Below are 13,592 nucleotides of genomic sequence, written 5' to 3' on the forward strand. Positions count from 1 at the left end.
TTTGTTCTCTCTAGTCCTAATCCAAGTAGTCCCGCAGCACCTGTGAACGTGAAGGATGACGCAACTTGCTCATTGTCTTAGACTCGATCTGTCTAATCCGCTCCCGCGTTACCCCGTAGACCTTGCCGATTTCATCCAGTGTCTTCGGCTGACCATCTCCAAGTCCAAATCGCATGGAAACAACTCCGGCCTCACGCTCTGAGAGCGTGTCAAGCACCTGATGAAGCTGTTCTTGGAGAAGAGTAAATGAGACCGCATCGGCCGGAATTACCGCCTCGGAGTCTTCGATCAGGTCACCGAACTCCGAATCCCCGTCCTCGCCCAGCGGAGTATGAAGCGAAATTGGTTCACGACCATACTTCTGCACCTCTACGACCTTCTCCGGAGTCATGTCCAACTCCAAAGCAAGTTCTTCGGGTGTGGGTTCGCGACCTAGATCCTGCATCATCTGACGCTGGACCCGAGCCAACTTGTTGATCACTTCGACCATATGAACCGGGATACGGATTGTTCTTGCCTGATCAGCCATGGCCCGCGTAATCGCCTGACGAATCCACCAGGTGGCATATGTGGAGAACTTGTATCCCTTCATGTAGTCAAACTTCTCAACTGCACGAATCAAGCCAAGGTTGCCCTCTTGGATCAGATCAAGGAACTGCATTCCCCTGCCTGTGTAACGCTTTGCCAGCGATACCACCAGTCGCAGGTTTGCCTCAAGAAGGTGGTTCTTAGCGTTCTGGCCGTCGGCAGAAAGCTGCGTCAACTCCCGCCGCTCACGCGAACTCATGAGTTCGCCGTCTTCCTTAAGCTTGAAGTCCGCATAAAGACCCGCCTCGATGCGCCGAGCCAAGTCCACTTCCTGCTCAGCATTCAAGAGCGAAACCTTACCGATCTGCTTCAGGTAGTCCTTGACAGGATCCGCAGTCGCACCGGCGACAGTTACCTGCTGTACAGGCTCATCGGCTTCATCAGAGTCTGAAACTAGGAACCCTCTGATCGGCGCTGCTGGAGCCTTCGGCTTCCCTTCGTCATCGTCACTGTCATCTTCGCCCTCGTCATCTGTACCCGTCTTCTCGACCTCGTCAGACTCATCCTCTACTTCGACTTCGACGGCTTCGTCTTCATCAAGGACCAGATCCTCATCTAGCTCCTCTACGTCAGCTGGGATCTTTTCAGCCTTCTTTGCCGGAGCTGCCTTCTTAGCCGGGGCTGCCTTCTTAGCGGGTGCAGCCTTCTTGACGGGGGCTGCCTTCTTAGCGGGTGCAGCCTTCTTGACGGGGGCTGCCTTCTCAGCCACGGCTGCGGCCGGCTTCTTAGCCTTGCTGGCAGACGTCGTCGACTTTCGAGTAGTCTTTACAGGTGTTTTAGATTGAGCATCCGGAGCCATAGACACGCAGGAGCCTTTCTGAAGGAATTCTTGGAAGTATGCGCCTCCCCGGGAGGCAGAAGACTCGTACAATTATAATCACACAACCTATAACAGCCTCGACAAACTATGCGCATAGCGTAGTAGAGATGCGTTAGCTAGAGCGGAAATACATGACTTCTCCAGGCTCACCTGAGATCTACACTGCCCTCGAAGGTCTGCACGCGGGTATCGAGGATGCCGTCGTCACCAGTGCAGAAGCCTTCTACCAGCAGGTTTCCCTTCCTCCCGCAGCCAGTGCTTGGGCTCCCATACTCCAGTCTGTGCGTGGGGGAAAGCACTTCCGTGCGCTCTGCGGAGCGATTGGGGCTGCATGCGCAATGTCGATGCAAGCCGAGAGAGATAGTGACCCTGCAGCACTCATCACCGAGGCGGCAGGCGACCCGCGGATCGTGCCGCTAATGACCGCCCTTGAGCTCTACCAAGCATCCGCTCTCGTCCATGACGACCTCCTTGATGACGCTGACACCCGGCGTGGAAACCCCTCCCCTCACATCCAATTTGCAACGCTCCACGCGACGGAAGGACTTTGGGGTAGCGCTCGAGACTTTGGCAGGGACGGTGCGGTGCTGGCTGGCGACTTCCTCATGTCTGCAGCCCACTATGCGCTGTCCGACGCCCTCACATACTGCACATCTTCCACCGCACCTCAACTTCTGCGGCGATTCACCCTCATGACTGGCGAGGTCGCCATGGGCCAGTGGGCTGACACCAGCGTGTCCTACCGTCCCCTCGAACACACAGAAGCAAGAGAGACCATCTCTTCGGTTAGCCATGCACTTGATATTGTTCGTCGCAAATCTGCTCGCTACTCAGTGATGTATCCAGCAGTTCTTGGCGCCACTGCTGCCAACGGCTCACCGGCTCTGATGGACGTCCTTGAAGGCGTCCTGGAACCTGCGGGCATTGCCTTCCAACTTCGCGATGATGCTCTTGGTGCGTTCGGGGAACCTGATGAGACAGGCAAGCCAACGGGCGGTGACATCGCCGAGGGGAAACGGACTGTCCTCTTGGCTCTAACACTCGGTTTGGCACCACACGAAGACAGAGAACGAATCAACGCTTTGTATCACAGGGGCACCCTGAACTCTGATGAGATCAATGAGGTCCACGCCATCTTGCGTGAGCACGGCAATGACCCTCACGAAGACCTGATCGCAGACTATGTGCAAGAAGCGCTAGACGTCCTTGCTGCGGCGCCTCTTCCCGCACCCGCCAAGATGCTGCTCACCTACCTCGTGGATATGGTGACGAGCCGCTCCAAATAGGCCCAGGACCCCCGGGGTCACCACGCTTCCGTTGCCGCCACCTTGTTAACCTGTTTGTGTGCGCCGCTTCTCAGCAGGTCGATGGGACGGCCTTGCAACCACGGGTTGTCCCTCCAGATCCAGTCGACAAGTTCCTCGTAGGAGTATCCGCCGTCCTCAAGCAGCAGCGCTGTTCCCCGCAGTGCAGGCAAGGGTTCATCAGTGACTCTGATTATGCGCGGATCTTTCATGCCGGGGCGTTGAAGCTCAGCCACATGTTGGCGCTCGGGTGGCAGCTCCACCAGGGTTTCATCGAGGACGTAGCTCTGCCCGTTCACCCGCAACCCAAGAATCTGGCGTTCGCGGATCAGCTGCTTGACTCGGCTTGGCTCGACTCCAAGGCGGTCAGCAGCCTCCTTGGCTGGAATATGGGGGATGCGTTCTAGTAATTCTGATGCGGAAGTTGCCATGTGAACAGCGTAGTCCAGCGCGCCGGGTACGGTCACACCCAGCCCTGAAGTAGAATCCGAGGCGTGATAAGGACCCGGAATGACTGAGACACTTCCCTCGGAAGAGCGAGGAACCCAGATTGCTGACCCGTTGATTAACATGATGATTGACGAGCGGTATCGGGTGATCTCGCGAATGGCTCGCGGTGGGATGGCAACGGTATACGTTGCACGCGACGAGCGTCTCGACCGCCTGGTTGCTCTAAAAGTCATGCACCCCCACCTTGCTGAGTCAGAACAGTTCACCGCGCGCTTCCGCAGAGAAGCGCGTTCTGCGGCCAAAGTGTCTCACCCCAGAATCGTTCCGATCTACGACCAGGGAGTTGTGCAGGGCCAAGGCTATTTGGTGATGGAACTGGTTGATGGCCCAGATCTGCGCTCATTTCTCGCTTCAGAAGGTCCTCTCACCCTTGGCAAGGCTCTTGACTTCACAGCACAAATCCTCGACGGACTGGCTGCTGCGCACCGCGCCGGAGTCGTCCACAGGGACCTGAAACCCGAAAACATCCTTGTCGATAGCAACGAGAGCCTGCGAATAGTTGATTTTGGTCTTGCTCGTGCTGCCTCAGAAGTCAGTGTCTCGACTACTGGATCGATTATGGGAACAGTCGCATATCTCGCGCCTGAGGTCGCCCTCAACGGCGTGTCAGATGCTAGGACCGACATTTTCGCCCTCGGCATCATTCTTTCCGAGATGCTCACAGGAAGACTACCCGGCGGCAATGAGAACCCCGTTAAGGTCGCCTTGTCGAGAGTTAATGAAGATATTCCTGCCCCTTCTGAGCAGACTGAGTGGCTTCCTATTGAGATCGACGAGCTGGTGTCATCGTTCTGCGCACGTTCAGCTGCTGAACGCCCAGCCAGCGCCATTGATGCCCTGGCTCTTCTTCGCCACACGAAGGAGTCGATCCCGGCAGAGATCTTGGATAGGGATTTGCCAGTTGTTGCGCAGACCGCCCCGGATGATGCCCCCCATGACATGACGATTCCCGTGGGTAAAGCCGGACGAACTTCAGTTCTGCCAGTCCAAGAACTGGTGGTCCAGACATCAGGTTCCGTCTCCGCTCCAAACTCCCGCCAACTAACAGCGAAATCTCGAACTTGGTTGATCATCACCACCATTTTGCTGCTTACTGCAGCAATCGCTCTGGGTGTGTGGTGGTGGTGGCAGCAGTACGGTCCCGGGTCCTACTTGGAGGTGCCGGACGTGGCGACGATGACAGTAGCACAGGCCGAAGCAAGCTTGGCTGACCTCAACCTTGCTTCTCACGTTTCTTACGAGAACTCCGATGATATTCCAGCCGACCTCGTCATAAGAACGAGCCCAGAGGCAGGCCAACCCATTCACAAGACCGCTGAAGTGCAGATCATCGTCTCCAAAGGCGTACTGATGCTCACCGTTCCTGAGGTTTCTGGCCTGACTCCCGAACAGGCTGAGAGCCTGTTCGCAGAGGAAGGAATCTCCCTTGGCTCAACCGCTGAGGAGTGGTCTGAGGACGTCGCCGCGGGCACTGTTATCCGCAGTGATCCTACGGCCACCACTAGCATCCGCCATGACGAGGACGTGACACTGATTGTGTCTAAAGGGCGCGAGCCGCTCCCTGTCCCGGACATTGTCAATGTACCGAGAGCTGAGGCCGAAGCAACCCTGGCTGATGCGGGCTTTGTCGCAGAAGTCTCGGAAGAATACAACAACGATATTGCCGAGGGCAACGTCGTCAGCCAAACACCGGTATCCGGCCAGACCCTACACAGGGGGGACGCGATCGCTATCGTCGTTTCAAAAGGTCCTGAGTTCGTCAGTGTGCCGGATGTCTATGGCAAGCGCGCAGATGAGGCCACTGCCCTACTTGAACAGGCTGGCTTCGTGGTTGAAGTCAACAGGATTGCCGGGTTCTTCAGTATTGTCGGATCCCAGAGCCCTGCCGCTGGAGAACAGGCACGCCGGGGGACGACAGTAACCATCACCGTCGTGTAAATACGTTCTCGAAAGAGCCTGCCAAGCAACCGACAGGCCGACTCGACGTACAGTTGCCCTAGCGGGCAGCGTCAAACAGCTGCCACTCGTCCTCGTCGAATCCGCTCGCATCCGCGGGTGCATACGGCTCACTGTCGTTTGCCTCAGCAGCAAGACCAGCAACCTGAAATGCAATCTCAAGAGACTGCTGATGGTTCAGCCGAGGGTCGACGAGCGATTCGTAACGCTGCTCGAGCGAAAGATCGTCCAGGCCTTCGGCCCCGCCAATCACTTCCGTTACATCCGCACCAGTTAGCTCCACATGAATGCCAGCGGGAACCGTGCCCACAGAGGAGTGGACGTCGAAGAATGACCGCACCTCACGCATAATCGTTTCAAAATCCCGGGTCTTAAAGCCATTCGATGTCGAGATGGTGTTCCCATGCATTGGGTCCGTTATCCAAGTAACTGGACGTCCGTCCGTCTTTGCCGCCTCCAAAAGTGGCGGGAGGCTGGTCTCGATACTATCCGCACCCATGCGTGAAATGAAGGTTAGGCGACCTTCTTCCCCGTCGGGATTGAGTCGCTCAATGAGACCGAAAACCTCGTCCGGTGTGGTGGTCGGTCCCAGCTTTACACCTATTGGGTTGCGAACTCTGCTGAGCAGCTCCACATGGGCCTCATTCAGGCCACGTGTTCGTTCACCTATCCATAAGAAGTGGCCGGAAGTGTCGTAAGGAAGCCCTGTGCGTGAGTCAATCCGCGTCAGGGCAGACTCATATTCGAGGAGCAGCGCCTCATGAGAGGAGTAGAAGTCCACCTGACGCAATGTGTCAAAGTCGGCTCCTGCTGCCTCCATGAACCGTACAGCACGGTTGATCTCGGTCGCCAAATGCTCGTACCTAGCAAATACCGGGTTTGCGGCGAAGCCTCGGTTCCATTCGTGGACCCTCCTCAGGTCCGCGTATCCACCCTTGGCGAATGCGCGAATCAGGTTCAGGGACGCGGCTGACGCGTGGTAGGTATCCAGCAGCCGGCGCGGGTCATGGAAACGGGCCTCAGGCGTGAACTCAAAGGAGTTAACCGCATCCCCCAGGTACGACGGGAGCGTCGCTGTCCCCCTAGTCTCAACGGGTGACGAACGCGGCTTGGCATACTGCCCCGCGATTCTGCCAATCTTTACCACCGGCATGGAACTACCGTAGGTGAGTACGACAGCCATCTGTAGCAGCGTCTGAATCTTTAGCCGCAACTGATTCGCAGTTGATTCCGCAAAAGTTTCTGCGCAATCGCCACCGATGAGCACAAATGACTCATGGCGTCCGGCAGCGCCCAGCTCTGAGCGCAAGTCATCGACCTCCCCAGCGAAAACTAACGGTGGCTTCTGCCGCAGATTTCCAACAACTTCGCTGAGGACTTCGCGATCCTGGTAGTCAGGCTGGTGGCGCGCCTCCTTGGCGCGCCACGTATCCCATGGCCTGGTCAAAACTCCTACTGTTCCGCTGTTGCCGGCTCTAGAGGTTGGCCAATACTCGCCATCATCTCCACAAACCACGGCTGTTCGATGTCAAATGCTTTGTGACCAGCAATGCGGGAGAACTCGATAGCCTTCAGCTTGTCTCCATCTTCCTCATCGTGACCAATAACGCCGGAGACACCAGCGAGAGCCGATTCAACTGCCAAGTCAGCCATTTGGCCGATTAGCTCGAGGTCGTAAGCATTGGAACGCGCCGAACGAGAGAAGTAACCTGATTTCTGAACCATCACCTTCTCGGCTTCAAGCCTCTGCGCGAACTGCTTGCTGAACCATTGTCCAGGGTTGATTTCATCCAGACGTACGTGCCCGAATGCATCCCGGCGTACCTCTTCACCGCGCGCTTCCATCTCCTCAATGATCTCAGGAACACCCGCGCCCTCAGAAATGAAGATATTGACGTTACCACGCTCATCCATTACCTTCTTGAGGCGGTCCGCTTCCGCAACAATGTCAAGGTGCATCTCAGGCAGGTACAGTGCATCCACGTCCCAACGCTCGCGAGAAAGACCGATTGAAGGAACCCATTCTTGCTGGTCCAGCCAAGCACGGTACTTCTGAGTCCCAGCAGCCGCCAACCAACCGCAGTTTCGTCCCATAATCTCGTGAATAATCAGCGTGCGGGGTCCAACGCGGTTCTCACCAATAATGTTCTGAGCGAACTTCGAGGTTTCTTCCGCTGCAGTGTCTGCGCCCAATGACTGCCGAATCGGGACGACGTCATTGTCGATGGTTTTAGGAAGTCCCACAACAGTGAGGTCATAGTCGTTGTCATGGAGGAATGCAGCAAGATCAGCCGCCGTAGTGTTCGTGTCGTCACCACCGATTGTGTGCAACACGTCAACATTGTCAGCCTTCAGCTGGTTCGCCGCGACTGCTAGCGGATCATCTCCCTCATTGACGAGGCCACGCTTGACTAAGTCCTTCGCATTCGTTAGCTTGACGCGGGAGTTACCAATCGGAGATCCACCGAACCTCTTGAGCACATTGGCGTTTGCGCGTGCCTCATCGTCAACAACCACGTAGTTTCCAGTGAGCAAACCGTGGTAGCCATGCTGGTACGCAATCAGTTCAATACTCGGGTCAACCTTCGTGTAACGCTCAATCAAGTCACCAACAGCAGTGGACAAACAGGGGGCAAAACCTCCAGCTGTCAGGATCGCAACACGCTTTACACTCACTTCATTACCTCTTTCATCAAGAACTTTGCAGCCGAGCCAACGCCATTTTATACTGTCCGAGTTTCTTACGCCCGGCCGTCCTCTGCGTCACGATCAATCTTCGCCGAGTTTGGTACAGGCCCATCAAACTCGCCACTTGCTGCTAGTTCGGCCTTAACATCGGCGGCATACTTGTCAACGTACTCCTGACCTGACAGCAACATCAGGTTGTACATAATTTCATCTGTAATCGCGCGGAGAATGTAGCGGTCCTTTGAAAGACCACGGTATCTGGAGAAGTCCAACGGCTCGCCGACAACAACACCGATGTTCGTTCTGCTAGGAACCTTCTGGCCAATGGGTTGAGCCGCATGAGTGCCAATCATCGCCACCGGAAGCACCGGAGCACCCGACTCAAGTGCAAGGCGTGCAACACCCGTCTTCCCTCGATAGAGCCTGCCGTCCGGGCTACGCGTACCCTCGGGATAGATCCCAAACAGCTGCCCCGAACCCAAACGATCCAGTCCCGCCTGCATGGCCGCCTGAGCTGCTTTGCCACCGCTGCGGTCAACAGGGATTGTTCCAACAGCCTTCATGAAGTTCTTGGTCGCCCAGCCCTTAACACCGGTGCCGGAGAAGTAATCTGCCTTCCCCATGAAAACGACTTCCCGCTCGATCATCATGGGAAGAAAGATAGAGTCCCACACAGCATTGTGATTGGAAGCAAGTATCGCGGGACCCTCCTTGGGAATATTCTCTGCACCCTCGATCCACGGATGATATACCCCCCGCAAAACAGGTGCGCCGGCACCCTTCAAGACAGAATAGAAACCCACGTGCGCTCCTGAAGTAGATCGGGTTCGTGGCAACGAATAACTATACTTCCCTACGTTACGTCATGTTGCCCGCAAAACCAGATTAGGCTTGCCACGAGAGTACAGGCAAGGAGAGGATCGCAATGATTACGGCCATCGTAATGATCAACTGTGCGGTTGAGTCCATCCCAGAGGTAGCACAGGCAATCGCGGATATCCCGGGTGTGGTGGAGGTTCACTCCGTTACCGGAGATATTGACCTAATCGCTAGGGTGAAGGTCTCGCAGTACGAGGACGTTGAGGGCGTGGTGACGGACGGCATTGCGAAAGTTCCCGGCGTGGAAACCATCTCCACTCACCTGGCCTTCAGGGCCTATTCAAGTTCTGACCTCGAAGAGGCCTTCCATTTGGGGTTGGACTAGCCCACCGTGGCGCGGACTACTGCTCCTGAGTCGCCCGTACCCAACTCTCCAGCTTGGCTTGCGTAGCCCCGCTGCTGAGGGCTTGCTTTGCAAGTTTAAACGCTTCCCTGAACCCATCCTCGAAGACTGCATTCTCAAGCCAGTTCGTTTGAGATGTCAAGGGTGACGAAGATGCAAGGTCGGCTGCCTGTCCCGCCATGATCCCAAGCGCCGCATTCATAGCCACAGCATCTGCCACAGGCCCGTCCGCGCCCTCGAAAACCTGACGAGCCACCCGGGAGTTTACGTCCGCCGTGCTTCCGCGCAGATCCTCTACGGTACAAGCGTCGAGCCCAAGTATTCCAGCTGGGTCGATCTCCATGTGGACCATCCGCCCACCATGGATTGCCCAGAGTAGGGACGGTTCTGCCGCGGTCAGTTCGTCAAGGCCATACTTGGCGCCTCTGAAGACAAAAGCACTTGTGCCGCGCTCTGCAAACACACCAGCAACCAGCGGAGCTGCATCCTCTCGTGCAACCCCCACGACAGATGCAACCGGCTGCACGGGGTTAGTCAATGGACCGAGTACATTGAATGCCGTCGGAAACCCAAGGTCGCGACGTACCCGGGCTGCGTGGCGCATACTCGGGTGGAATTTGTTCGCAAACAAGAATGCGATCCCAGCAACATCAAACGACGCAATTATCTGCGAGCTTGGCAGATTGAGGTCAACTCCGAGCGCCTCAAGCAGATCCGCGGACCCGCATGCGGACGTCGATGCCCTGTTGCCATGCTTGACGACCGGAAGACCAGTAGCGGCGATGACAAGCGCTGCCATAGTGGAGATGTTGACGGTGTTCGCCTTATCGCCACCCGTGCCGACGATGTCCACGACCTGCCCTGGAAGGTCGATGGGCTTCGCGGATGCCTGCATCTGGTCGGCGAGGCCACGGAGTTCGCGAACATTAATCCCACGCACAGCCATGATCGACAGGTAGGAAGATAGCTTGACTTCGTCCAGCTCCCCGGCCATGATCAGCGCCATCATTTCACGACTCTGGTCATATGTAAGGCTCTCCCCTTTTGCAAGGAGAGGCGCAAAGTCAGCCCATAGTGACACCGCAATCTACCTAACGGCCTTGAGGACCTCAACCATTGTCGTCTGCAGAGTCAGGGGGTCGTATGGCGCATGGACAGTGAACTCGGCTCCCGACCAGGTGGCCAGCCAATCATCCTGTGGTCGTGCCGTAAGAAGCACCAGGATCGGCTCAACATCAAGGTCCAACTCATTCTGGATATCCTGCGCCACGGCCATGCCACCGACCTTTGGAGTTTCAGCGTCAAGGACCACGATCGGGGGCTCATGCTTAATCACTCCGGCGATTGCGCCTGCAGCTGTGGCTGTCTCAATCCAGTTCAAACGTGCAGAATCTCTACCCGGACGTACACCTGTCCCCTCGATTACCGCTTGGCGTTTAGCCGAATCTGCGGAGTATATAAGTACGTCAACGACCTGCTCGCTCAAAGGTATCTCCTCAACGTCCTACCCAGCACCTGCGCCGAGTACGGATTCAAACGCTTCTAAGTGTATCGTCCATGGCGCATCACGGTGTCATGAGTGGCGCGCCAGTCCTAATCGGTTGCTCACGGAGTGTAGGCAGCAAGAATGTCGACGATCATAACCATCGCTGGCTGCTCGCCCTCGCCGGCGGGAAACACCATTGCCACACGAGACCCAACGCGCTCACCAAGAAAGAGCGACGACTGCGCCTCTATGGCCTGCGCGCCCGTATCCCAAGTGGAAACTGCCTCTTCCGTCGTGCCCCAGTATGTGCCAACGTATTGATAGATGACGGTGTCCTCAGCAGTAACGACCGGACCAGCACCTTCGGCAACTACGACTGATTCCTCAGCTGTCGGGGGCGTTGAACCTTCCTCAAAAGACACGAGAGGTGGCTCACCCAGGTCGCCTTCAAGCACTAGCCCATCGGGCAACTCAGCGTCAGTGAGAGTCGCTTCTTTGAGGGCTGCAGTGTCAGAGCCGAATGCGTCAATAATGTCAACGACAAAGATGAGCGTAGACCCGGCGGGAATGTCACCCTGATCAACATCGCCGTAACCGAATTCGGCAGGAACCACCAGGAGAACACGATCACCAATATGAGTGCCCGCCAAGCCGTACTTCCACCCTTGGATCACCGCATTGAGAGAGAAGGTTGAGGGCGTCCCGCGACCAAACGAAGAGTCGAAGGGAGCGCCGTCCCAAAGGAACCCCGCATAGTTCACGGTGACCACATCGTTGACACCGACCTCGGCACCATCGCCCTTCTCAAGGGTCTGCGCAGTTATGACGGTGGGTGGCTCAGCATCAACGGTTGTGATCTCTGGGATCTCACCGAACGCACCCTTGACCGTCGGGAGGTCCCCGGTCGGATTCCGATCTACAACGGGCGCGGAGGCATCCTGGCTCTGTGAAGCCTGTTCCGACTGTCCGCTAGAACTGGGAGTGTCGGCGGATGTGCACGCTCCAAGCCCCAGCGCTGCCGCCAAGAAAAGAGCCGTTGCTACCACAGTCGATCGTGACGTTCGCATGCTTGCTAGATCCTTTATTCTCTGATGCTTCCTTCTTAGCGTGACTAAGAAGGTCTTGAACTACCTGGTCCTGGTCTAGTGAAAGGACTCGCCGCACGCGCAGGTGCTGCCTGCGTTCGGATTGTCGATGGTGAAGCCCATTCGTTCAATGGTGTCGGAAAAGTCGATAGTTGCTCCGGACAGGTACGGGGTACTCATCCGGTCTACGACAACCTCGACGCCGTCAAAGTCCACAACTGCGTCCCCATCGAGCAGACGCTCATCAAAGTACAGCTGGTAGATAAGACCTGAGCAGCCACCTGGTTGAACCGCGATCCTAAGCCTAAGGTCATCCCGGCCTTCCTGTTCGAGTAGGCTCCGTACCTTGTCAGCGGCCTTTGCCGACAGTAGGACTTCATGCGTGGGAAGATCGGTTAGTAATTCAGACATCTCTACCTCCGTTGTAATTCGGGCGTACCCTCCACAGCAACCTTACGCGGCACCATTTCATGTGTCACGGTGGGGGCGCCTCACAGACAGGTGGGTTCGCTCTCAGAGCAAACTCACCTGCTACCCAGTCGCTCCAAGAGTAGCGCTTCAGCAAGCGTCGCATTCTTCAGTGTCTTGAGCGACTGCGATTCATTCTCCGAGTGGGCATTTGTGGCTGGGTCCTCTACACCTGTGACCAAAACCTCTGCGTTGGGGAAAGCCTCTTCGAACTGGGCAATGAACGGGATGGATCCACCTACACCGATGGCCACAGCGTCCTCGTCCCACGCAGTGGTGAGAGCCCATCGCAAGTCGGAAACTCCTTGCGACTCCAAATCCGCAAGATATGACGGTCCTGTTTCTTCAATGCTGGTTGTCACCCGGCAGCCGAACGGCGCATGACTTACCAGGTGTTGCTCCACAGCCTGGGCGACCTCGGCAGAATCCGTTCCCGGAACCGTACGGACACTGAGGCGGAACCTGCACCTGGGGATGATTGCGTTGGCCGAGTCGGCCACCGAGGTTGCATCAATACCGATAACTGCGATAGCTGGCATGGTCCACACTCGGGCAGCAAGGTCTGCCGTTCCAGCCAGCGAGTAGCCGTCGATAACGGAAGAGTCCCTGCGGAAATCGCCCTCGTCCCAGTCCACCTCGGCCCGAGGATTGCCTCCTAGACCTTCTACCGCGACGTTTCCGTCTTCATCATGAAGCGTGGAAATCAAACGTGAAGATAGTGTCACCGCATCCAGGATCGGTCCCCCAAACATCCCTGAGTGCACTGCGTGGCCAAGCACCTGCACTTCGACATCCAGTGTCACCACACCCCGCAATGATGCTGTGACCGCGGGCACATCCACCGTCCAGTTGTTGGAATCCGCAACCACTATCACATCGGCTCTAAGAACGTCACGATTCTGCTGCAGGAAATTTTGGAACGAGGGCGAACCGACCTCTTCTTCTCCCTCAATGAAAACAACCACGTTGACTGGTAGCTCTGCAGAGAGCTGTTGGAGTGCACGCAATGCTCCAATGTGAACGACGATGCCCGCACCATCATCCGAGGCACCACGTCCGTAGAGTCTGTCACCGCGAACCTCTGCGGTGAAAGGATCGGAATCCCATCGGCTGGCATCAACGGGTTGCACGTCGTGGTGCGCGTAGAGAAGGACAGTGGGGCGGCCTGGGATTGTCTCCGACGTTGCTATCACTGCCGGGGCTCCAAGCACACCCGGGGAGATCTCCCCACGCTCAACACGCGCGTCAAAGCCAAGCTCCCCAAACTGTTCACAAACAAACTCCGCACTGCGTTCAAGGTCACCAGCATGCGCAGGGTCGGAACCAACGGATGGAATTGCGACAATCCTTGAGAGCAAATCGATCTGCTCGGACGTTCCCGCATCAACGTTTTGCTTGAGTTCTTCTACTGTGTTCATGCACCCAATCTACTCTGCGGGGCGGCTTAGGAATAAAAGCTCGATTC

At 56.6% G+C, this 13,592-nt stretch carries 12 protein-coding genes and 1 pseudogene; 3 read left to right on the plus strand and 10 right to left on the minus strand.

The features are described from left to right. Positions 1–16 precede the first annotated feature (16 nt). Complete coding sequence (locus tag IDL90_RS01920; RefSeq protein WP_187994300.1) at positions 17–1,387, minus strand: RNA polymerase sigma factor; 1,371 nt, start codon at positions 1,385–1,387, stop codon at positions 17–19. 152 nt (positions 1,388–1,539) lie between these two features. On the opposite strand from IDL90_RS01920, the gene IDL90_RS01925 reads away from it, so the two are divergent. Then, on the plus strand, positions 1,540–2,694 hold the full coding sequence (locus tag IDL90_RS01925; protein ID WP_187994135.1) for a polyprenyl synthetase family protein: 1,155 nt from the start codon (positions 1,540–1,542) through the stop codon (positions 2,692–2,694). A 17-nt stretch (positions 2,695–2,711) separates the two neighbouring features. Here IDL90_RS01925 and IDL90_RS01930 read toward each other — a convergent pair whose 3' ends face one another. After that, complete coding sequence (locus IDL90_RS01930; protein WP_182140739.1) at positions 2,712–3,143, minus strand: Rv2175c family DNA-binding protein; 432 nt, start codon at positions 3,141–3,143, stop codon at positions 2,712–2,714. Positions 3,144–3,222: 79 nt separating this feature from the next. Between IDL90_RS01930 and pknB the strand changes: the two genes are divergently transcribed. Beyond that, complete coding sequence (pknB, locus tag IDL90_RS01935) at positions 3,223–5,160, plus strand: Stk1 family PASTA domain-containing Ser/Thr kinase (protein ID WP_187994136.1); 1,938 nt, start codon at positions 3,223–3,225, stop codon at positions 5,158–5,160. 58 nt (positions 5,161–5,218) lie between these two features. On the opposite strand, the gene IDL90_RS01940 is transcribed toward pknB, so the two are convergent. From IDL90_RS01940 to IDL90_RS01950, 3 genes and pseudogenes are all read right to left on the minus strand, one after another. Next, entirely contained in the window at positions 5,219–6,625 is a 1,407-nt protein-coding gene (locus IDL90_RS01940; protein ID WP_223175106.1) for a class II 3-deoxy-7-phosphoheptulonate synthase, read from the minus strand. A 5-nt stretch (positions 6,626–6,630) separates the two neighbouring features. Further along, positions 6,631–7,854, minus strand: a complete 1,224-nt coding sequence (locus IDL90_RS01945; protein WP_182140736.1) for a pyrophosphate--fructose-6-phosphate 1-phosphotransferase — start codon at positions 7,852–7,854, stop codon at positions 6,631–6,633. Between the two features lie 71 nt (positions 7,855–7,925). Continuing rightward, positions 7,926–8,669, minus strand: a pseudogene (locus IDL90_RS01950) (lysophospholipid acyltransferase family protein); the annotation flags it as partial. 122 nt (positions 8,670–8,791) lie between these two features. On the opposite strand from IDL90_RS01950, the gene IDL90_RS01955 reads away from it, so the two are divergent. Further along, on the plus strand, positions 8,792–9,070 hold the full coding sequence (locus IDL90_RS01955) for an Lrp/AsnC family transcriptional regulator (RefSeq protein WP_182140734.1): 279 nt from the start codon (positions 8,792–8,794) through the stop codon (positions 9,068–9,070). A gap of 16 nt (positions 9,071–9,086) precedes the next feature. On the opposite strand, the gene trpD is transcribed toward IDL90_RS01955, so the two are convergent. The 5 genes from trpD to IDL90_RS01980 all read right to left on the minus strand — a co-directional run bounded on the left by trpD (position 9,087) and on the right by IDL90_RS01980 (position 13,545). Next, positions 9,087–10,169, minus strand: coding sequence for an anthranilate phosphoribosyltransferase (gene trpD / locus IDL90_RS01960; RefSeq protein ID WP_316930261.1), 1,083 nt, complete (start codon positions 10,167–10,169; stop codon positions 9,087–9,089). A gap of 6 nt (positions 10,170–10,175) precedes the next feature. Next, complete coding sequence (locus IDL90_RS01965; protein ID WP_182140733.1) at positions 10,176–10,574, minus strand: hypothetical protein; 399 nt, start codon at positions 10,572–10,574, stop codon at positions 10,176–10,178. A gap of 119 nt (positions 10,575–10,693) precedes the next feature. Then, on the minus strand, positions 10,694–11,641 hold the full coding sequence (locus IDL90_RS01970) for an FKBP-type peptidyl-prolyl cis-trans isomerase (RefSeq protein WP_187994138.1): 948 nt from the start codon (positions 11,639–11,641) through the stop codon (positions 10,694–10,696). A gap of 75 nt (positions 11,642–11,716) precedes the next feature. Next, complete coding sequence (gene erpA / locus IDL90_RS01975; protein ID WP_182140731.1) at positions 11,717–12,070, minus strand: iron-sulfur cluster insertion protein ErpA; 354 nt, start codon at positions 12,068–12,070, stop codon at positions 11,717–11,719. Positions 12,071–12,183: 113 nt separating this feature from the next. After that, complete coding sequence (locus IDL90_RS01980) at positions 12,184–13,545, minus strand: M20/M25/M40 family metallo-hydrolase (RefSeq protein ID WP_187994139.1); 1,362 nt, start codon at positions 13,543–13,545, stop codon at positions 12,184–12,186. Between the last annotated feature and the right edge of the window lie 47 nt (positions 13,546–13,592).

The sequence above is a fragment of the Schaalia sp. JY-X159 genome, from assembly GCF_014525425.1.
Lineage (GTDB): Bacteria > Actinomycetota > Actinomycetes > Actinomycetales > Actinomycetaceae > Scrofimicrobium.